The organism is Desulfocicer vacuolatum DSM 3385, from assembly GCF_900176365.1.
Lineage (GTDB): Bacteria > Desulfobacterota > Desulfobacteria > Desulfobacterales > Desulfobacteraceae > Desulfocicer > Desulfocicer vacuolatum.
Genome location: NZ_FWXY01000015.1, coordinates 1 through 18,644, shown reverse-complemented (window position 1 = coordinate 18,644; position 18,644 = coordinate 1). Strand labels below are relative to the sequence as shown.

The 18,644-nt window shown below is 47.4% G+C and carries 18 protein-coding genes; 16 read left to right on the top strand and 2 right to left on the bottom strand.

Annotation, left to right across the window (positions count from 1 at the left end; translation table 11 throughout):
* Window positions 1-114 precede the first annotated feature (114 nt).
* The 5 genes from B9A32_RS13600 (at window position 115) to B9A32_RS13580 (ending at window position 4,931) form a co-directional block, all read left to right on the top strand.
* Complete coding sequence (locus B9A32_RS13600; RefSeq protein ID WP_084070085.1) at window positions 115-1,335, top strand: ABC transporter substrate-binding protein; 1,221 nt, start codon at window positions 115-117, stop codon at window positions 1,333-1,335.
* Window positions 1,336-1,522: 187 nt separating this feature from the next.
* Complete coding sequence (locus B9A32_RS13595) at window positions 1,523-2,410, top strand: branched-chain amino acid ABC transporter permease (RefSeq protein WP_084069997.1); 888 nt, start codon at window positions 1,523-1,525, stop codon at window positions 2,408-2,410.
* Window positions 2,400-3,512, top strand: a complete 1,113-nt coding sequence (locus tag B9A32_RS13590) for a branched-chain amino acid ABC transporter permease (protein ID WP_084069996.1) — start codon at window positions 2,400-2,402, stop codon at window positions 3,510-3,512. The genes B9A32_RS13595 and B9A32_RS13590 overlap by 11 nt, the downstream gene beginning before the upstream one ends.
* Entirely contained in the window at window positions 3,509-4,234 is a 726-nt protein-coding gene (locus B9A32_RS13585) for an ABC transporter ATP-binding protein (RefSeq protein WP_084069995.1), read from the top strand. Before B9A32_RS13590 ends, B9A32_RS13585 begins: the two co-directional genes overlap by 4 nt.
* On the top strand, window positions 4,221-4,931 hold the full coding sequence (locus tag B9A32_RS13580) for an ABC transporter ATP-binding protein (protein ID WP_084069994.1): 711 nt from the start codon (window positions 4,221-4,223) through the stop codon (window positions 4,929-4,931). Before B9A32_RS13585 ends, B9A32_RS13580 begins: the two co-directional genes overlap by 14 nt.
* A 180-nt stretch (window positions 4,932-5,111) precedes the next feature.
* Here B9A32_RS13580 and B9A32_RS13575 read toward each other — a convergent pair whose 3' ends face one another.
* The gene (locus tag B9A32_RS13575; protein ID WP_139795828.1) at window positions 5,112-5,711 is read right to left on the bottom strand and encodes a hypothetical protein; all 600 of its coding nucleotides are present in this window, start codon (window positions 5,709-5,711) and stop codon (window positions 5,112-5,114) included.
* A gap of 135 nt (window positions 5,712-5,846) precedes the next feature.
* Here B9A32_RS13575 and B9A32_RS13570 point away from each other — a divergent pair, with 135 nt between their 5' ends.
* The 9 genes from B9A32_RS13570 to B9A32_RS13530 all read left to right on the top strand — a co-directional run bounded on the left by B9A32_RS13570 (window position 5,847) and on the right by B9A32_RS13530 (window position 16,721).
* The gene (locus B9A32_RS13570) at window positions 5,847-6,449 is read left to right on the top strand and encodes a trimeric intracellular cation channel family protein (protein ID WP_212637939.1); all 603 of its coding nucleotides are present in this window, start codon (window positions 5,847-5,849) and stop codon (window positions 6,447-6,449) included.
* Window positions 6,450-6,664: 215 nt separating this feature from the next.
* Entirely contained in the window at window positions 6,665-7,138 is a 474-nt protein-coding gene (locus tag B9A32_RS13565; RefSeq protein WP_084069992.1) for a hypothetical protein, read from the top strand.
* Window positions 7,139-7,468: 330 nt separating this feature from the next.
* Window positions 7,469-8,611, top strand: coding sequence for a M20/M25/M40 family metallo-hydrolase (locus B9A32_RS13560; protein WP_084069991.1), 1,143 nt, complete (start codon window positions 7,469-7,471; stop codon window positions 8,609-8,611).
* A 3-nt stretch (window positions 8,612-8,614) separates the two neighbouring features.
* Window positions 8,615-10,066 (top strand): nickel pincer cofactor biosynthesis protein LarC, encoded by a 1,452-nt coding sequence (larC, locus tag B9A32_RS13555; protein WP_084069990.1) that lies wholly within the window; start codon window positions 8,615-8,617, stop codon window positions 10,064-10,066.
* Window positions 10,056-10,505 carry a phosphatidylglycerophosphatase A family protein gene (locus B9A32_RS13550; RefSeq protein WP_084069989.1) on the top strand — a complete coding sequence of 150 codons (450 nt, stop codon included), beginning with the start codon at window positions 10,056-10,058 and terminating at the stop codon, window positions 10,503-10,505. Before larC ends, B9A32_RS13550 begins: the two co-directional genes overlap by 11 nt.
* Window positions 10,506-10,551: 46 nt before the next feature.
* Window positions 10,552-11,586, top strand: coding sequence for a recombinase RecA (gene recA, locus B9A32_RS13545; RefSeq protein WP_084069988.1), 1,035 nt, complete (start codon window positions 10,552-10,554; stop codon window positions 11,584-11,586).
* A gap of 269 nt (window positions 11,587-11,855) precedes the next feature.
* On the top strand, window positions 11,856-14,477 hold the full coding sequence (alaS, locus tag B9A32_RS13540; protein WP_084069987.1) for an alanine--tRNA ligase: 2,622 nt from the start codon (window positions 11,856-11,858) through the stop codon (window positions 14,475-14,477).
* A 151-nt stretch (window positions 14,478-14,628) separates the two neighbouring features.
* The gene (locus tag B9A32_RS13535; RefSeq protein ID WP_084069986.1) at window positions 14,629-15,666 is read left to right on the top strand and encodes an ABC transporter permease subunit; all 1,038 of its coding nucleotides are present in this window, start codon (window positions 14,629-14,631) and stop codon (window positions 15,664-15,666) included.
* Window positions 15,663-16,721 carry an ABC transporter permease gene (locus B9A32_RS13530; protein ID WP_084069985.1) on the top strand — a complete coding sequence of 353 codons (1,059 nt, stop codon included), beginning with the start codon at window positions 15,663-15,665 and terminating at the stop codon, window positions 16,719-16,721. The genes B9A32_RS13535 and B9A32_RS13530 overlap by 4 nt, the downstream gene beginning before the upstream one ends.
* A 36-nt stretch (window positions 16,722-16,757) precedes the next feature.
* Here B9A32_RS13530 and B9A32_RS13525 read toward each other — a convergent pair whose 3' ends face one another.
* Window positions 16,758-17,330, bottom strand: coding sequence for a phage integrase N-terminal SAM-like domain-containing protein (locus B9A32_RS13525; protein WP_084069984.1), 573 nt, complete (start codon window positions 17,328-17,330; stop codon window positions 16,758-16,760).
* 321 nt (window positions 17,331-17,651) lie between these two features.
* On the opposite strand from B9A32_RS13525, the gene B9A32_RS13520 reads away from it, so the two are divergent.
* Together B9A32_RS13520 and B9A32_RS13515 are read left to right on the top strand one after the other, a co-directional pair.
* A complete protein-coding gene (locus tag B9A32_RS13520; RefSeq protein ID WP_084069983.1) occupies window positions 17,652-18,350 on the top strand; it encodes a hypothetical protein in 699 nt (232 codons plus the stop codon).
* 8 nt (window positions 18,351-18,358) lie between these two features.
* Window positions 18,359-18,583, top strand: a complete 225-nt coding sequence (locus B9A32_RS13515; protein ID WP_084069982.1) for a hypothetical protein — start codon at window positions 18,359-18,361, stop codon at window positions 18,581-18,583.
* The last annotated feature ends 61 nt before the right edge of the window (window positions 18,584-18,644 follow it).

Sequence of the window (18,644 nt, the reverse complement as noted above, 5' to 3'; positions counted from 1 at the left end):
AGATATTCCCGTTGGGATGCGTGTATCTACAGCTGTATCCGGTGCCGGAAATGAACCTTTTAACCTTTTATGGAGAATAGTTTCATGGACAAAAAGATCTTTTGGAAAAGATGTATGAGTACATTGGCTGTCACCGTTGGTCTGACCCTGACCCTTCCCGGTGCACCCCTGCTTGCAGCAGATAAGGTCGTTAAAATAGGAAATATTATTCCCCTTTCCGGTCCCTCTGCCACTGTGGGTGAGCAGGGAAAAAATGCAAGGGAAATGGCTGTGGCGGAAATCAATGCCGCAGGCGGTATTGCCTCCCTTGGCGGTGCAAAGCTTGAGTTGGTCTATGCTGATTCAGAATCCAAACCTGAAAAGGGTGTGGGAGAAGCGGAACGCCTTATTAATACCGAAAAAGTAAATGTGTTAACCGGATGCTGGAATTCCTCTGTTACCTATCCCACCACCGCCGTGGCGGAGCGCTATGGAGTTCCTTTTCTGGTGCCGGTTTCCGTTGCCGATAAAATCACTGAACAAGGGTTTAAAAATGTGTTTCGCATTGCTGCCAAAGACTCCTGGTGGACCCGGGATCAATTTTCTTTTATCAAAGACATGTCAGCAGAGTTCAATACGGAAATTAAAAAATTGGCCTTTGTCTATGAAAACGGCGATTGGGGTCAGGGTATTGCGGGTAACTGGGTTAAACTGGCAAAAGCTGCGGGATATGAAGTGGTGCTAAATGAACCATATCCTTCAACCACCACAGATTTAAGCCCTGTTGTTCAGAAAATCAAGCGATCCCGGCCCGATGTTCTGATGATGGTTTCCAATGCTGCCGATGCCATTTTGCTCACCAATACCTTGGCGGAATATCGTGTAAGGTTAAAAGCTCTTATCTCTTCCGGCGGCGGCCATGCAGATCCTTCTTTTATCCAGGCTGCCGGAAAAAGTGCCCGGTATTTATTTGATATTGTTGAGTGGGAAACCGATGTGAATAAACCCGGTGCCAGGGAAGCCAACGAAAAATACAAAAAACAATATGGACAGAATCTCACCGGTGAGGCTGTGGATGCCTATCTTGCCATGTATATCATTAAAGATGCCCTGGAAAGGGCTGCCAGTCTGGATCCTGAAAAAATCAGACAGGCCCTGGCCGACACCCAATTGAGCGATGGCCCGGGCATGATTGTTGGTTACGATAAGGTGGTGTTTGACGAAAAAGGTCAAAACAAAGAGGCTTCTTTGGTCATGGTGCAGATAAATGATATTGGTAATGGGCTGGAGCGCATTACCGTCTGGCCTAAGTCTGCCCGACGTGTCGGATATACTCCGGTATTTCCCAAACCCTGATATCGCCCTTCACTTGATGTTTGCTTTTTTGCTGAGTTTTGAGACGGTTCTGGCATGGCGAAAGTCAAAGCTTTGCCGGGGACTGTCTGGATAAAAAAACGGATCATTGAGTGTTCTTCGCTGGTTCGGGGTATGAGGAAACTTATATCCCGGACTTTACCGATCAATGCCTGTCTGGAGGCTTTAAATGCTCTATTTTATTGAAGACACCATCAACGGCATTCTCATGGGATCCATTTATGGATTGACAGCCCTGGGACTGACCATAATTTTTGGTGTACTTAAAGTGATCAACTTTGCCCATGGATCATTGCTCATGGTGGGAATGTATGTGGCCTACTGGGCAGTGGCACTTTCCGGTGTGCATCCTTATCTGGCCCTGGTGGTGGTTATTCCTGTCATGTTTTTGTTTGGATATCTACTTCAGGATATTGTTATCAAGCCTATTTTTAAAGCAGAAAAAGATGTGCGGGAACCGGTGACGGTGATCATCGTCACCACCGGTGTGTGGTATATTCTGGATAACCTTTCCCTTCTTTTTTTCGGTCCCCAATATCGATCCATACAAGATAACCCCCTGCGGGGCAAAATGTTTGAACTGGGAGAAATGCTGATTTCCGTTCCCAAACTCTGGGGATGCGTCACGGCTCTTATTACGGCGGCCGGGGTGTACTATTTTTTTCAATATACCCGTTTGGGAAGGGCCATTCGAGCCACCAGCCTGGACAGGGATGCCGCAAGCCTTGCCGGTATCAATCAATATAAAATTTACAATATCGCCTTTGGGATCGGCACAGCCATCTCCGGCATCGCCGCCATCACCTTGATTCCCTTTTATAACACTTTTCCCACAGTGGGTGTTTCCTTTGATATCAAAGGGTTTATCATTGTGGTTCTTGGGGGGCTTGGCAGCATTGGCGGTGCCATTGTCGGGGGGATTATTGTGGGCCTGATTGAATCGGTGGGCCCGCAGTTCATGACGGCCACTTGGACAGAAGCCATTGTTTACGGATTGTTTCTGCTTGTATTGTTTGTTAAACCTTCAGGACTGTTTGGAGAAAAAAATGACTGGTAATGAAACACTTGCCCCTTTGGACAACTCTTCCGGCAGCAATGCCGGGCCTTTAAGCGTGTCGGGCAGCAAAGTGACAGATCAGGGAGTAAACCCACGGAAAAAATTTGAAACAATTTCCCTTGCAGCTCTGTTACTCATTGCCTTTGGATTGCCCCTGGTCATGAGAAGTCCCACTTATCTTCATATTGTAATTCTAATTTATTTTTATGCGTATCTTACCAGTTCCTGGAACATGGTGGGCGGGTTTGCCGGAGTGTTGCCTCTGGGGCATTCTGTTTTCATCGGTGTCGGGGCTTATACATCCACTATTTTGTCTTTGCAATATGGAATTTCTCCCTGGATCGGGATGCTTGTGGGCGGTGTCCTTTCCATGGGCATCGGAGTGCTCATTGGTCTTCCCACCTTTAAAATGCGGGGTGCCTATTTTGCCCTTGCCACCATTGCCTTTGCCGAAGGTATGAGAGTGATGGTGGAAAACCTTGATTTTTTGGGACCGTTTAATCTTAATGGCCCCCGGGGACTTCAGATTCCTCCTTTGAATTTTGGTTTTTTAAATTTCATGTTCAAGGGAAAGGAACCCTATTACTATATTATCCTTATCATGCTCATCGGGGTACTTGTACTTACCTGGATTATCTCCCGGTCCAAGCTGGGATATTATCTCAATGCCGGTGGCGAAGAGCCCGAAGCGGCAATGGCCCTGGGGGTGAACGTGGCCCGGGCAAAACTCATTGCCATGGCAATGAGTTCTTTTTTAACAGCCCTTGCCGGTACTTTTTATGCCCAGTTTTCTCTTTTTATTCATCCCAAAAGTATCATTTCCCTGGATCTTTCCTTTGAAATTGCTTTTATTGCCCTCATTGGCGGACGGGGTTCCATTGCAGGACCTTTGTTAGGAGCACTGTTGCTTCGGCCGGTGAGTGATTTTTCCCGCATCTATTTTGGAGACGTCTTTCCCGGACTGCACCTGGTCATTTTTGGTGTGATATTGATTCTGGTGATGATCTATCAGCCCCGGGGAATCCAGGAGCCGCTGACCCGGGCGTATAACAGGTTTATTGATCGGTTGAGCAAAGAAGAGCAGGCAAAGGAGGTGTCATGAAAATACTGGAAGTGGAAAAAATGGTGATGCGTTTTGGGGGGCTCACCGCTGTGGATACCTTGGATCTTAATATTGATAAAGGAGAAATTCTGGGATTGATAGGACCCAACGGAGCCGGTAAGTCAACGGCATTTAACTGTATTGCCGGGGTTCATCCACCAACGGAAGGACGCATCACATTCAATGGGGAATACACCAATCAACTGAAACCATGGGATTTATGTAAAAAAGGGCTTGCCCGTACCTTTCAGATTGTGAAACCCTTTGCTTCTAAAAGTGTTCTTTACAATGTAACTGTGGGGGCCTTTGCCACCACGGACAAAAGATCCGATGCTGAAGATAAGGCGATTATGGTACTCAAAGCCTTGAATTTTGAAAATAAGAAGGAGCTAAAATCCGGTGCCTTGACCATTGCTGATCGTAAACGTCTGGAGATCGCCCGGGCCCTGGCAACGGAACCGAAATTGTTGCTTCTGGACGAAGTGATGGCAGGGCTCAGGCCCGGTGAGGTGGATGAACTGGTGGAGATCGTCCAGGGGCTTCGTAATTCTGGGATCACCATTTTTGTCATTGAACATATCATGCGGGCCATTATGGCACTTTCAGATAGAATTGTGGTGATTCAGTTTGGAAAGAAAATCGCCGAAGGCACACCCGGAGAAATCGCATCCAATGAAAATGTTATCAAAGCGTACTTAGGAGAAGAGTATGGCACTGCTTGAAGTGAATGATATAGATGTGTTCTACGGTGATGTTCAAGTTATTTTTGATCTCTCCCTTAAAATCAACGAAGGGGAAGTGGTCAGCATCATCGGCGGCAACGGAGCGGGGAAATCAACCCTTTTACGAACCATATCCGGGTTGCTCAGTGCGGCAAAGGGCTCCATTACCTTTGATGATGAGCCGGTACACGGGTTGCCCCCTGAAGAGATTGTCAACCATGGTATTATCCATGTACCTGAAGGACGTCGCCTGTTTTCATTGATGAACATCAAAGACAATCTTATTGTGGGAGCATATAACCCCCGGGCCCGTTTGCACCAGGCTGAAAATCTTGAGTATGTTTATTCTCTGTTGCCCCGCCTGAGAGAGCGCTCTGCCCAAATTGCCATGACCATGTCCGGTGGAGAGCAACAGATGGTGGCCATTGGCAGGGGACTCATGGGGATGCCTAAGATTTTGATGCTGGATGAACCTTCCCTGGGGCTTGCACCGGTATTGATCAAAGAAATTTTTGAAACAGTGCGTGAAATTGCAGACCAGGGCACCACGGTGTTGATGGTGGAACAGGATGTGAATCATTCTCTAAGTTTAAGTGACCGGGGATATGTTCTGGAGCATGGCCGGGTGGCCATGGAGGGACCTGCCCGGGAACTTTTGGGTGATCCCCACATCAAAGAGGCTTATCTTGGTATTTAAGACGTGCCGGGGTGGGGACAACAACACCCCGGGCCAAAAGCATTACTTGCACCATTGCCTGTATCTCATGCTGGGCAAATTAAGGTGCAATATACGATCTGCCCGTGGCAGTTTATCGGGGGCAGCCCCATGGAAAACATGGAACCCATGAAAGCTGGACAGTGCGGGCGCAATGAAAATTTACCAGAGAAAATATTTTGATGTATAAGTTTTTTCAAACAAAGTTTTCTGCCAATATCTGCGGCTCAGGAAAATCTGCGGATTTGACCGGAGAAAGTCTGGCAAAATGTGATACCATCGATAGCCCAGCTGTTCATAATGGCTGGATATTTCCCGGAGCAATCCAAGGTCTTGTGCGGCTATTTTCACGGCGTCCCTCTGGCAGCGGGAGGCAGCATACAGGTTGGCGATGCGGGGTTTGAATCCGTTTTCATGAAACAGATCCTTGGCTTTTTTGTAATTCTGGTACCTGCTGAAGACATCCAGCTGTGCAAAAACGGGCAAAACAGCACCATAACCTGCAATCAGGGCATACATCAGAAAGTCAAGCCATTGTTGCTGTTGAAATGCTGCCAGGGCCGTCCGGCTGAACGCCACAAGCAAACCAAGACCCAGCAAGGTTGTCATATGAAGTAACAGACCTGTTTTTATGAATCGGACCAGCCGATTATAGTAAATAACAAATGGGTGGATATCTCCACACACTGGTATTTTAAACGCTTTATTTTCCATGATAGAGCCATGTATACCGGAAAAAAGCGCAAGTATAAAGCCATTCATTAATAATGATTCTCCACAGAAAAAAATCAGCCCCGGAGGCATGGGTCGCCTTAAGCGCGCCATGGCCACATAAAAAAATATTTGTCCATTTTATTTTTTTGTTGTATTAGGGCCGGAAAATGGAGGTAATTAATAATGTATATTCTTGCAATGATAGGTCTTTCGGCATTTGCCGTTTCCGGTGTGATGGCAGCCGGAAAAAAAGACATGGATATATTCAGCATTGTTCTGCTGGGAACGGTTACAGCCCTTGGAGGGGGGACCCTTCGGGATATGGTAATTGATGTGAATCCAGTATTCTGGATTGAAGATTTGTCCTATTTATGGATATCTCTTATCGCATCTGCCGTCACTTTTTTTATGATCCGGCTCATGGATTATTTATTCAAGCTGCTGCTTTATTTTGATGCCTTTGGGCTGGCTCTTTTTACTGTCCTTGCCACAGAAAAAACCATTCTTCTGGGTTTTTCCAGGCCGGTGGCCGTATTAATGGGACTGAGTACCGGAATTGTTGGGGGAATGATCCGGGATGTGCTCACAGGCAGAAAAACCCTTCTTCTTTCAAAGGAATTCTATGCCACCCCTGCTCTTTTGGGGGGCATCGTGTTTGCTTTTTTGAATTATTTTTTTCCTGATCATGAATTTAACAGGATTTATGCCATCTGCCTGATTTTTTTTCTCAGGGCCGCTGCCATCCAATGGGGGCTCTATTTTCCTAAGTGGTTGATGTTGAAATAACCTGAACTCTCCTGAATACCTTTACCAACTTTAAACTTAATTTAAAATTTGTCAGCTTCACACCGGTCGTTGTGCAAAGTTCATGATGATTCCCATATATCGGTCTGGGGATAGATCTTCAATATCTCTTTTGTTTCAAGGCCACAGATGGTAAAACCCAATAACGGAAAAACTCCGCAAAAGATAACCGTTTGAAAAGAAACAGCGAGGACCCAATGAACAGAGAACCCACAGCCCCACCCGGAGAAACCTGGGAATTTTTTTCCGCCTGTATCCATTATTTGGGAAAGAGCGCTCTTACCTCCTTGTTCCAAAGGGGGGAGCGGCAGATCGAACGCTGGTCTGCAGATCCTGCCACCTCAGGCAGCCAGCGAAATCCCATTGACAGATACGAGCAATTACTCAAAGGGCTCATGGATAAGGGGCTGGTGGACATTGCCCGTTCCGGGGTGGGAAGACAGGCCCATCTGGTTGGATGCGAACTTGTGGAAAAAGAGATGCCCTCCCCGGACAAAGAGAGCGTTGAACTTGAAATTATTGATGATTTGTCTGCAAAAATTAATTATGACACCATTCTTTTAGATCCCGGATCAACCCAGGAACAGTGTCGTATGGCCATGGAGTCCTTTATCCGTGAGTTAAAGGAAAATTATGTTAAAAAATGCCAGGATAACAACTGGACACCTTGAATGCTCCCCACCTGAATCAAAGACTCGGAAGAGGACTTCTCGGTAAAAAAGTTAAAACTCAAAAAGGGTATGCTTCGGGGAAAAAATGAATTTTATCATCCCATTGCCTGTTTCTCAGTATCGTTAACTCTGGATCTCCGGCCCCATGCAGTATATTCAGTCTATCTTTATTATTGTAGCTAATGTGTTATATGTGTTTTTGGATTTTATCTTGAGATGTTGTGGCAACGCATTTGATTTGTGGAATTAAATACGGTATTGTGCGTTTGTCTGGATAAAACAATCCAAGCTTGAGATCCATGAAGACTAAACATAAGGAGCTTTATATAAATGATAAACAGTGATAGATTGTCACAAAATTTTACCCGCTTTGTTAAGATAGATTCTGTTTCCAGGGAAGAGGCTGAAATGGCAGCCGTGTTAAAGACCATGCTGGAAGACCGGGGTGCCACCGTTGTCATGGACAATGCTGGTGAAGTGATCGGTGGTAATTGCGGAAATCTGGTGGCAAAGTTCAAAGGTACTGTGGATGCCCAGCCCCTTCTTCTTTCCGGGCACATGGATACTGTGGAGCCGGGCCGGGGCATTAAACCGGTGTTGGAAAACGGGGTTTTTAAAAGTGACGGCGCCACCATACTGGGATCCGATGACAAGTCAGCTCTGGCCATTATTTTTGAGGTTCTGGATGTGATACAGGAAAACAATCTGCCCCATCCCCCCATTGAGGTGGTATTCACCGTGGCCGAAGAGGTGGGGCTCATGGGGGCAAAGGCCTTTGATCTTTCCATGATTGATGCAAAGATCGGATATATTCTGGATTCCACGGACCGGGACGGCATTGTCACCCGGGCCCCGGCTGCCAACCGGTTCACCATAAAAATCCATGGCAAGGATGCCCATGCCGGGGCATTTCCTGAAAACGGTATCAATGCCATTTCCGTTGCATCCAAAGCCATTTCCGGGCTTCATCTTGGCAGGATTGATAATGAAACCACCTGTAACATCGGCTTGATAAAGGGCGGCAAAGCCACCAATATCGTGCCGGACCTGGTGACAGTTCATGGTGAGGTCCGAAGCCATGATGAGGCAAAATTAAAAACAGTCACAGAAACCATTCTAAATGCCTTCCATGTCACAGCGGATGAATTTAAGAAAAACCATGGTGATCTTCCCCGGGTGGAGATTGACCTGGAGCAGGATTTTCCTGCCACCCATGTTCCGGATGATCACATTGTGGTGAAACTTGCCTGCAAGGCGGCGGAAAATGTGGGACAAGAGATGGCCATTAAAACCATTGGCGGCGGGGCCGATGCCAATATCTTTTTTGGCAAAGGGGTTGTCACCGGGGTTCTTTACACCGGCATGACCGATGTGCATACAGTGAGGGAATCCATCAAACTTGACGATATGGTGGGAGCCGCAGATCTGCTTTTGGAAATCATCCGCATACACAGCACAGGAGAGGTGGAATAACTTATGATTGCCTATTTTGATATTTTTTCCGGCATCAGCGGTGATATGACCCTGGGTGCTTTTATGGATCTGGGGGTTCCCCCTGAATGGCTGAAAAAACAACTTGCTGCCATGCCCCTTGAGGGCTTTGACATTGTTTGCCGGGATAAGTGGTGCAACGGCATTAAAGCCGTTGATGTCACAGTGACGGAAAAAGTGGCGGTTCATGCCAAAACTTACAAAGATATTCGTTCTTTGATCTCTGCTTCACCCTTTTCCCCCAGGGTCATGGAGCAGAGCCTTGCCGCCTTTAAGAAGATTGCCGTGGCAGAGGCCCGCATCCATGGTTCAGACCTGGATTCTGTTCATTTCCATGAGGTGGGCGGCATTGATGCCCTGGTGGATATTGTGGGCTCTTTTCTTTGTGCTGAATATCTTGGGATCACCCGGGTGCATGCTTCTGCCATTCCCCTGGGACGGGGTTTTGTTTCGTGCAGCCACGGTGTCATTCCTGTGCCTGTCCCTGCCACTTTGGCCATTTTAAAAGGGGTTCCTGTTAAGGCATCGGGCATAAATATGGAAATTGTCACCCCCACCGGTGCGGCCATCATCACCACCCTTGCCAAAAGCTTTGGTGAGATGCCCGGCATGGTTGTGGGTAAGGTGGGTTATGGTTCCGGTAAACGAGAATCAGACACAGGTATTCCCAATCTGCTTCGCATTGTCACAGGAAAGCCCCTGGCCACTGAACCTGATATTTTCCTTAAAAAAGAGACCGTGTGGGTGGTGGAAACCACCATTGATGACATGACCCCCGAGGTGTCCGGGTACCTCATGGACAAATTGTTTGAAGCCGGGGCACTGGATGTTTGTCACATCCCTGTGCAGATGAAGAAAAACAGGCCGGGCACACGCCTGGAGGTGATTTGCCACGAGCCCGGATTAAATGATCTGATGAATTTGATTTTAACCCAGAGTTCTTCCACCGGGGTGCGATTCCACAAGGTTCAAAGGGGGGTGCTCCACCGTGAAATTGTGGCGGTAAATACCTGCTTTGGAAAAATAAAGGCCAAAAAGATTGTTGATCCCGCCGGGGCTGTGCGCATTGTGCCGGAGTATGAGGTGTGCCGCACACTGGCTGAAGAGAAAAAGATTCCCCTGCGGGATGTTTACACAAAGGTGATTGTCAGTGTGCAGGAAATGGCCGGGGAAGGCCCGGGCCATGATCAGGAAAAGGGCCATGGTTCCAATGATACCCCTTCCATGGGTACTGCTTTGTGCCACGATCATTCCCACGGACACGGGCAAGATCATGGGCATCATATTCATGACCGGAACTGTTCCCATGGCCACGACCACGACCACGACCATGATCATGATCATGATCATAGCCACCACCATGACCATGGAGAAAGCCCCCATCCCCCCCATACCCATGCAAAAACAACAGTTCCGGGAAAGACAAATGACGCTTAAACAACGCTTGATTTTATTTGCAGCCACCGGTGGCATGGTGGGATATGCTCCGGTGGCCCCGGGTACCTGGGGAACCCTGGTGGGCATTCCCCTTATATTTCTTTGCAGTGTGCTGCCGCTGTCATGGCAGACTTTTGCCGTGGTTTTGTTTATCATGGGGGCCGTCTGGATTGCCCAGGAGGCTGAACCCATATTTGAAAAAAAAGATCCCGGAGCCATTGTTATTGATGAAATTGCAGGGTATCTGGTGGCCCTGGTCGGCTTGCCTGTGACCTTCACTTCCCTGTTGGCAGGGTTTTTGCTGTTTCGATTTTTTGATATTGTAAAACCGTTTCCAATAAGATATTTTGAGCGTCAATTTTCCGGAGGCGCCGGTGTGGTGCTGGATGATATTTTTGCCGGGCTTTACACCGGGCTTGTTTTGAGACTCTTTTTTTGATAAAAAATAATATTTTACACAATATTGGGGCTGGGAGATAAAATAGATGGTTGAATCAACGGAAAGAGATAAAGCCGTAAAATCGGCAATGAGTCAGATTGAACGACAGTTTGGAAAAGGCTCCATCATGAAGCTGGGCGCACGGGAAGTCCAGGCCGTGCCGGTGATTCCAACGGGTTCCCTTGCCCTGGACAAGGCCCTTGGTGTGGGGGGATTTCCCCGGGGCCGTGTCATTGAAGTGTATGGCCCTGAATCTTCAGGAAAAACCACCCTGACCTTGCATGCCGTGGCCGAGGCCCAGAAACAGGGCGGCATTGCCGCATTTATAGATGCTGAACACGCCCTGGATGTGGCCTATGCCAGAAAACTTGGGGTGGACTGTGATGAACTTCTGGTTTCCCAGCCCGACACCGGTGAACAGGCCCTGGAAATTGCAGACATGCTGGTGAGAAGCGGGGCCATTGACATTGTGGTGGTGGACTCTGTGGCGGCCCTGGTTCCCCGGGCAGAAATTGAGGGCGAAATGGGGGATTCCCACATGGGACTCCAGGCCCGTCTTATGTCCCAGGCCTTGAGAAAACTGACAGCCACCATGTCCAAAACCAATACCACCCTTATTTTTATCAATCAGATTCGCATGAAGATCGGTGTGGTGTATGGCAACCCTGAAACCACCACCGGCGGTAATGCCCTTAAATTTTATGCCTCTGTGAGGCTGGAGATCAGAAAGGCCACGGCCATTAAAGATGGTCAGGATGTCATTGGCAACCGAACCAAGGTAAAGGTGGTTAAAAATAAGCTGGCTCCCCCTTTTAAAACCGTGGAGTTTGACCTCATGTATGGAGAGGGGATTTCCAAAACCGGCGATCTTCTTGACATGGGCGTGAATCTGGAAATCATTGAAAAAAGCGGTGCCTGGTACTCTTTTAACGGGGAACGCATTGGCCAGGGACGTCAGAACGTTAAGGCGTTTTTTCTGGATAATCCGGATCTGTTTGACAAAATTCAACAGCAGGTGAGGGAAAAACTCGGCATTGCTGTTAAGGCCCCTGATGCGCCTGGGACACAGCCTGAAAAATAATAAAATGGGATAATGCCGCCCCCCCCGATGGGCAATGGTCCCGGACCGGAACTGTAGACAGCTCAATTGTCCGGTTCCTATTGCCCATCGGGGGGGCTCTGCTGAGGTTACCTGGAAATTTTATTTTCTAATAACCCACATGTCTTGGCGGACACAACAAATATAGGGTCGTAAATGCGGAGCCAAATAGTATTATGCCGCCGCCCTAAAAAAATCATAATGACAGCGTCTTGAAAGGCGTTTCAAGGAAAATAGCTCAGGAGTACATAATGACAGGTAAAGAAGCACGCAGAATATTTATTGAATATTTTAAAAAACATAATCACCAGGCTGTGAGGAGTTCTTCCCTTGTGCCCCAGGATGATCCGACGCTTTTGTTCACCAACGCCGGAATGGTTCAGTTCAAGCGTGTTTTTACCGGTGATGAAAAAAGAGAGTACTCCCGGGCCGTTACCTCTCAAAAATGTGTCCGGGCCGGTGGAAAACACAACGATCTGGAAAATGTGGGATACACGGCCCGGCATCACACTTTTTTTGAAATGCTGGGTAATTTTTCCTTTGGTGATTATTTTAAAAAGGAAGCCCTGGAGTTTGGCTGGGATCTTTTAACCAATGGGTATGGTCTTGATCCCTCAAAACTGTGGGTTTCTGTTTACCTTGATGATGATGAAGCTTACAATTTATGGCGGGATCACATCGGGGTGCCTGAAGATCGCATTGTTCGTCTGGGAGAAGAGGACAACTTCTGGTCCATGGGGGATACCGGCCCCTGCGGTCCCTGCAGTGAGATTCACATTGACAGGGGAGAGGCCTTTGGGTGTGATGATCCCAATTGTGCTGTGGGGTGTGAGTGTGATCGCTACCTTGAGCTGTGGAATCTGGTGTTCATGCAGTTTGAACGGGATGAGAACGGCACCATGACCCCCCTTCCCAAACCCAGTATTGACACAGGACTTGGGCTGGAACGCATTGTATCGGTGCTCCAGGATGTGCCCACCAACTATGAGACTGATCTGTTTGTACCCATCATGGATACTGTGGAACGGCTCACAGGCAAGAAAAAAACCGACTCCCGGGAGATTGAGGTGGCCATGAAGGTCATTGCAGATCACAGTCGGGCATCTGCCTTTCTTATTTCCGACGGTATTCTTCCTTCCAACGAGGGTCGGGGATATGTGTTAAGGCGCATCATGCGCCGGGCCATCAGGTATGGCCGTCACATTGGTTTGACCCGCCCCTTTCTCCATGAAACCGTTGCCACGGTGTTTGATCTCATGGACGAGGCGTATCCGGAATTAAAGGAGTCTTCGGCATTTATTTTAAATGTGGTGAAAAACGAGGAAATAAAATTTTCCGAAACCCTGGACATGGGATTAAAGCTGTTAAAATCCACCATTGAGGAGCTGGAGCAGGAGAATAAAAAACAGATTCCCGGAAATCTTATTTTCATGCTTTATGATACCTATGGATTCCCCGTGGACATCATCACCGATGTGATCAAGGACACAGACATTACCCTGGACATGGATGGGTATGAGGCGGCCATGGCAGACCAGCGGGCCAGGTCCAAAAGCTCAAAAACCTTTGCCGGGGTGGGGGAGGCATATAAAACACTCACCTCCCAGGGGGTTCGCACAGAGTTCACCGGGTATGACGAACTTTCCACCCGTTCCAAATCACTTCTTCTGGTAAAGGACGGGAAACAGATATCTTCCGTGGCTGCCGGAGATGCCGTGGAAATCGTTACAGAAAAAACCCCTTTTTATGCCGAGGCCGGTGGCCAGGCCGGTGATGCCGGCTGGATTCAGGGAGACAAGGGAAAGGTAAAGATTCATAATACCATGTCTGATCCATCCGGGCTTCGCATTCACCAGGGCAGGGTGGAAGAGGGGACTATGCAGGCAGGCACAGAGTTTGTTTTGACGGTGGATAAAGAACAGCGCTCTTTAACGGCTTTAAACCATTCTGCAACCCATCTGCTCCACGCAGCCCTTAGAAAGGTATTGGGGGACCATGTAAAGCAGTCAGGCTCCCTTGTCACAAATGAACGTCTTCGGTTTGATTTTACCCATTTTTCCGCCATTTCCCGGGAAGAGCTCAATGCCATTGAAGAAGATGTCAATGGATACATCCGGGAAAATGCATCTGTGATCACCACGGAGATGACCATGGATGAAGCTGTAAAATCCGGTGCCACAGCCCTGTTTGAGGAAAAATACGGGGATCAGGTCCGGGTATTGTCCATGGGGGATTTTTCCCGGGAGCTGTGCGGCGGAACCCACACCGATCGCACAGGCAATATTGGCTTTTTCAAGATTATTTCCGAAGGGGGAATTGCTTCGGGCATCCGGCGAATTGAGGCCATGACCGGCCCCAAAGCCCTGGAATACGTGCACCAGAGTATGGCCCTTATCCATGATGTGGCTGCGGCTGTGAAATCTTCCCGGGACGATCTTTTGTCCAAGGTGGAAACCCTGGTGGCAGATAAAAAGGCGGCAGACAAGGAAGTTATCTCCCTGAAGGCGAAAATTGCCTCTAAATCCGTTGACAGCATGGACGATGATATTCGCATGATCAACGGGGTTAAGGTGCTGGCCAAAAAGGTTGAGGTGGAAAATCCCTCCCAGATGCGGGATCTGGCAGATAAATTCAAGCTTAAAATCGGTTCCGGTGTGGTGCTTCTCGGGGCTGAATCCAATGGAAAGGCGTTGTTGATCTGTGTGGTCACAAAGGATATGACAAAGACCTTCCATGCCGGTAATATTGTTAAAACCGCTGCCGGTATTGTGGGTGGTGGCGGTGGGGGCCGGCCGGACATGGCCCAGGCCGGTGGATCTAAACCGGAGAACCTGGAACAGGCCCTGCAATCTGTCTATGCTGCGGCAGAATAACCCATGGGAAAAGTTTTTATATGAAAAACACGTGCAACCCATTGGTTTGTAAATTTTGTTGTGGGCTGAGTAAGATCAGAATAAGGTCCGCCCGTGGCAGTTATATGAACGCGTTGATAAAGCAAATTAACCCGGGGCAGTTACCACAGTCATGACCGCCTATTTTATCAGACGTCTTCTTCTGGTGGTTCCCACATTTGTGGGGATCACCATCATGGTGTTTGCCATCACCCGGTTTGTGCCGGGGGGCCCCATGGAGCGCATCATTGCCAATGCCCGGCAGATGCAGGCCATGGGACCCGGGGGCGGGGGTATGGCAGGCCCGGGGGGAGGCGGGGCAGGGCAGCCGTTGTCCCGGGAGCAGATTGAAAGATTAAAGGTCTATTACGGGTTTGATAAACCGATTCTGACAAGTTATCTGCTCTGGCTTGGCAAGGTCCTAAAAGGTGATCTGGGCCGTTCCACAAGATATTACGACCCGGTGTGGGATATGATAAAAGAGAGAATCCCCATATCCCTTTATTTTGGCGTGCTCACCACCTTGATTGTGTACGGGGTGTGCATTCCCCTGGGCATTGCCAAGGCCATTGGGCATCGGACCCATTTTGATAACATCACCTCGGTGATTATTTTCATGGGGTATGCCATACCCGGCTGGGTGGCAGGTGTGATGATGCTGGTGCTTTTTTCCTCCAACATGGACCTTTTCCCCCTGGGGGGCATGGTATCTGATTTTTTCCAGGAGATGACCCTGTTTGAAAAAATCCGGGACATTGCCTGGCACACCCTTTTACCCCTGCTTGCCTATGTGCTTGGTTCCTTTACTGTCATGACCTTGTTGATGAAAAACACTCTCATGGATAATCTTGGGGCTGATTATGTCAGAACCGCAGTGGCCAAGGGGTTGTCCTTTAAACAGGCGATATTTCGCCATGCCCTGAGAAACAGTCTGATCCCCATTGCCACCCATTTTGGTAATAATGTGTCCATTATTCTCATGGGCTCTTTTCTTATTGAAAAGGTGTTTAATATCAATGGCATGGGGCTGTTGGGATATGAATCTGTGGTGGACCGGGATTACCCCGTTGTCATGGGAATTCTGGTGATATCCTCTTTGCTGTTCATGCTGGGCAATATTTTGTCTGATGTGTGTGTGGCTCTGGTGGACCCCCGGGTGAGGTTTAAATGAAACTAAATCCCCTGACCCTGAAGAAATGGCATCGATTTACCTCCATCAAAAGAGGCTATTTTTCTTTTCTTCTTCTTTTATTATTTATTTTTATCTCCATTTTTGCCGAAGTGTTCATTAACAGCAGGGCCTTGGTGGTGCGATACCGGGGTGAACTCTATTTTCCCACCTATGGTCAGATGATTCCCGGCTCTGCCTTTGGACTGGACTATGAATATGAGACCAATTATCGGCAATTGAAACAAAAAATCGCATTGGAAAAAAGCGCTGGCAATGGTCAGGGCGATTTTGTTCTTATGCCTCCGGTTCCCTATAATGCCTACGAAAATGATCTTAAAGAGGGAACATATCCCCCCTTTGCCCCATCCTGGGAGGATCAACACTATTTTGGCACGGACAATGTGGGCCGGGATGTGCTGGCAAGGCTGGTGTACGGATTTCGCACAGCCATGGGATTTTCTTTGATTCTGCTTTTGCTCAACTATTCTGTCGGCATCAGTCTGGGCTGCTGCATGGGATATTTTGGGGGGAAATTTGATCTTTTTTTCCAGCGTATCCTTGAAGTATGGAGCAATATTCCTTTTTTATACGTGGTGATTATTGTATCGTCCATTGTGGTGCCTGATTTTATGATTTTACTTGTGATCATGGCCTTTTTCGGCTGGATTAACATGACCTGGGTCATGCGCACCATGACCTACCGGGAAAAAGAGCGCGAATACGTTCTGGCAGCCAGATCCCTGGGAGCCTCCCATGCCCGGATTATCTTTAAGCACATTATCCCCAATACCCTTTCCATTATTGTCACCTATGCGCCCTTTGCCATTTCCGGGGGAATTGTGGCATTGACTTCCCTTGATTATTTAGGCTTTGGCCTTCCCGCCCCCACCCCCAGCTGGGGGGAGCTGCTCCAGCAGGGCTGGACCAATATGGATGCCTGGTGGATTTCGTCCTCTGTGGTGGGTGCTTTGGTTTTGACCCTTATGGTGGTGACCTTCACCGGTGAGGCCGTCAGAGAAGCCTTTGATCCCAGGATGTATACCTTTTATTCCTGATTGTTTCCACAATTAGAAAAGGATCATTGTGTTCAGCTATCTGTCTCCCTTTCCCAGCACATGAAGACGCTTTCTATCAAAGTCAATATCCTTGATGCGCAGTCTTACGCACTCCATGAGTCTCAGGCCGGAACCATACATGATTTTTGCCATCAATGCGTGAATCCCTTCAATATGCTGAAAAAACTGCTTTATCTCTTTTTTACCCATTACCGTTGGTAACATGGGCTTTTTCTTGGAACGAATTGGTAGAATTTTTCCTTCCAGGAGTAGATTAAGGACTTCGCGGTATAGGAATATAATGGCATTCAGGGCCTGGCGCTGGGTGGACGCCGACACCTCACCTTTAACTACCAGATCTGATAAAAAACGTTCCACATCCTGGGCTTTTAGATTGCAAGGATGGACGTTTCCACCAAAAAAGCGGATATATCTTAATATCCATTGGCAATAGGTTTGTTCTGTCTGATAAGCGTAACGATGGTATCTCAATGCCTCGCGTACCTGATCCATTAATTTTAATTTTGGATTGGGTTTGAATTTCGGTTGACTTTCCATGTTAAAGGTGATGGTATCACAATAAATGGAAGAATGAAACTTAAATGTCATAGGTGGAAAATGTTTCTTTGTTAGGCCTTTAATATCGTAATAGGCGGAAAACAACACTATCTATTACAGTCAATAGCATGGAAAGTTTCCACTTATTAACGCTGATAGGGTGGACCGCTCCGCGCTCCACCCTATCGGGCCGGGCTGATCAACGCCGTGCACAGGTTCCGCGCTATGCGCTCCACCTATCCACGGCGTTGAAGCCGTCTCCGATTCTCAGCCATGAAAAAAAATAAAAAGACATTTCCTTTCATGGCCTGCGAGTCTCGCGGCTTAACAGCCCGGCCCGTTACATCTCAATTTGCAGGATAGATCAATGCCATGGACATACAAGAATATTTTTCTAAACTAAACACCGAATCTCAAACAATATTCAGCCAAACTATTTCTGACAAAGAGAAACTCGGCACATTACACCACTTATCCTCTTGCATCTATGAATTTGCAGAGTGTCTACCTGACCCACAAGAAAAGAAAATTCTTGTGACAGTTAGCACACAATTAGAGTCTGCAACTTTCAATTTGACTCTGGGATTATACAGGCAAGCATTTGCTTCACTAAGATTAGCCTTTGAGATGGGCTTAGCTGCTATGTATTTCTCTGTAAATAAAATGGAATTGAATGAATGGCTTGATGGTCGTTCGGATATAAAATGGGCGAACCTTGTCGATAGCGAGAATGGAGTGTTGTCTAAACGGTTTGCAAAAGCATTTTTTACTGAATGTTCGGAGCATATAAATAGCTATCGAAAAGAAGCAATATCTAATTATAGAGAGCTTTCCGAATACGTTCATGGAAATAACGAAACGTGGGAAAAGAGTGGACTTAAACTAGAATATAACGAAACCTTATTTAATTTGTATTTTAAACATTACAAATCGGTATGGGAAATAATATTGTTTGCTGCTATATGTCGATACACAAAGCTGTTAAGTGCACCTACACGGGAATCGTTGCAGTTTATCCCAGAAGAGTTTAACCATATATCATCTATTCGGGAATTATTTGGTCGATCATAGGAATCAAAATGAGTGAATTTTATCTTAGAACAGAAAGTATTAAACAAGCAGACATACTTGGTTTGTCAGTGGTAAACGAGGCTGATAGAAAAATATTGAATGCTCTTAAATCAAATGAGCCATGCCTCTTAGAGGGATCTCGTGGAACTGGAAAATCCTTTTTGATGCGCGTTGCTGAATTAGAATTAGAAGATGAAAGCCCCCTGTGTCAGGATAGAAGTCGCCTCAATTGAAAATTTAAACTCTGGGGCATTGAGGTGATTTTATGGTATATCCGATCAAAACAAAAGAGGC

Coding starts and splice junctions, on each gene's coding strand:
- B9A32_RS13565 (WP_084069992.1), top strand. CDS start 6,665: ATGAACAGAGAACCCACAGCCCCACCCGGAGAAACCTGGGAATTTTTT.
- B9A32_RS13560 (WP_084069991.1), top strand. CDS start 7,469: ATGATAAACAGTGATAGATTGTCACAAAATTTTACCCGCTTTGTTAAG.
- recA (WP_084069988.1), top strand. CDS start 10,552: ATGGTTGAATCAACGGAAAGAGATAAAGCCGTAAAATCGGCAATGAGT.
- B9A32_RS13575 (WP_139795828.1), bottom strand. CDS start 5,711: ATGAATGGCTTTATACTTGCGCTTTTTTCCGGTATACATGGCTCTATC.
- B9A32_RS13590 (WP_084069996.1), top strand. CDS start 2,400: ATGACTGGTAATGAAACACTTGCCCCTTTGGACAACTCTTCCGGCAGC.
- B9A32_RS13570 (WP_212637939.1), top strand. CDS start 5,847: ATGTATATTCTTGCAATGATAGGTCTTTCGGCATTTGCCGTTTCCGGT.
- B9A32_RS13585 (WP_084069995.1), top strand. CDS start 3,509: ATGAAAATACTGGAAGTGGAAAAAATGGTGATGCGTTTTGGGGGGCTC.
- B9A32_RS13520 (WP_084069983.1), top strand. CDS start 17,652: ATGGACATACAAGAATATTTTTCTAAACTAAACACCGAATCTCAAACA.
- alaS (WP_084069987.1), top strand. CDS start 11,856: ATGACAGGTAAAGAAGCACGCAGAATATTTATTGAATATTTTAAAAAA.
- B9A32_RS13550 (WP_084069989.1), top strand. CDS start 10,056: ATGACGCTTAAACAACGCTTGATTTTATTTGCAGCCACCGGTGGCATG.
- B9A32_RS13600 (WP_084070085.1), top strand. CDS start 115: ATGAGTACATTGGCTGTCACCGTTGGTCTGACCCTGACCCTTCCCGGT.
- B9A32_RS13530 (WP_084069985.1), top strand. CDS start 15,663: ATGAAACTAAATCCCCTGACCCTGAAGAAATGGCATCGATTTACCTCC.
- larC (WP_084069990.1), top strand. CDS start 8,615: ATGATTGCCTATTTTGATATTTTTTCCGGCATCAGCGGTGATATGACC.
- B9A32_RS13535 (WP_084069986.1), top strand. CDS start 14,629: ATGACCGCCTATTTTATCAGACGTCTTCTTCTGGTGGTTCCCACATTT.
- B9A32_RS13525 (WP_084069984.1), bottom strand. CDS start 17,330: ATGACATTTAAGTTTCATTCTTCCATTTATTGTGATACCATCACCTTT.
- B9A32_RS13580 (WP_084069994.1), top strand. CDS start 4,221: ATGGCACTGCTTGAAGTGAATGATATAGATGTGTTCTACGGTGATGTT.
- B9A32_RS13595 (WP_084069997.1), top strand. CDS start 1,523: ATGCTCTATTTTATTGAAGACACCATCAACGGCATTCTCATGGGATCC.
- B9A32_RS13515 (WP_084069982.1), top strand. CDS start 18,359: ATGAGTGAATTTTATCTTAGAACAGAAAGTATTAAACAAGCAGACATA.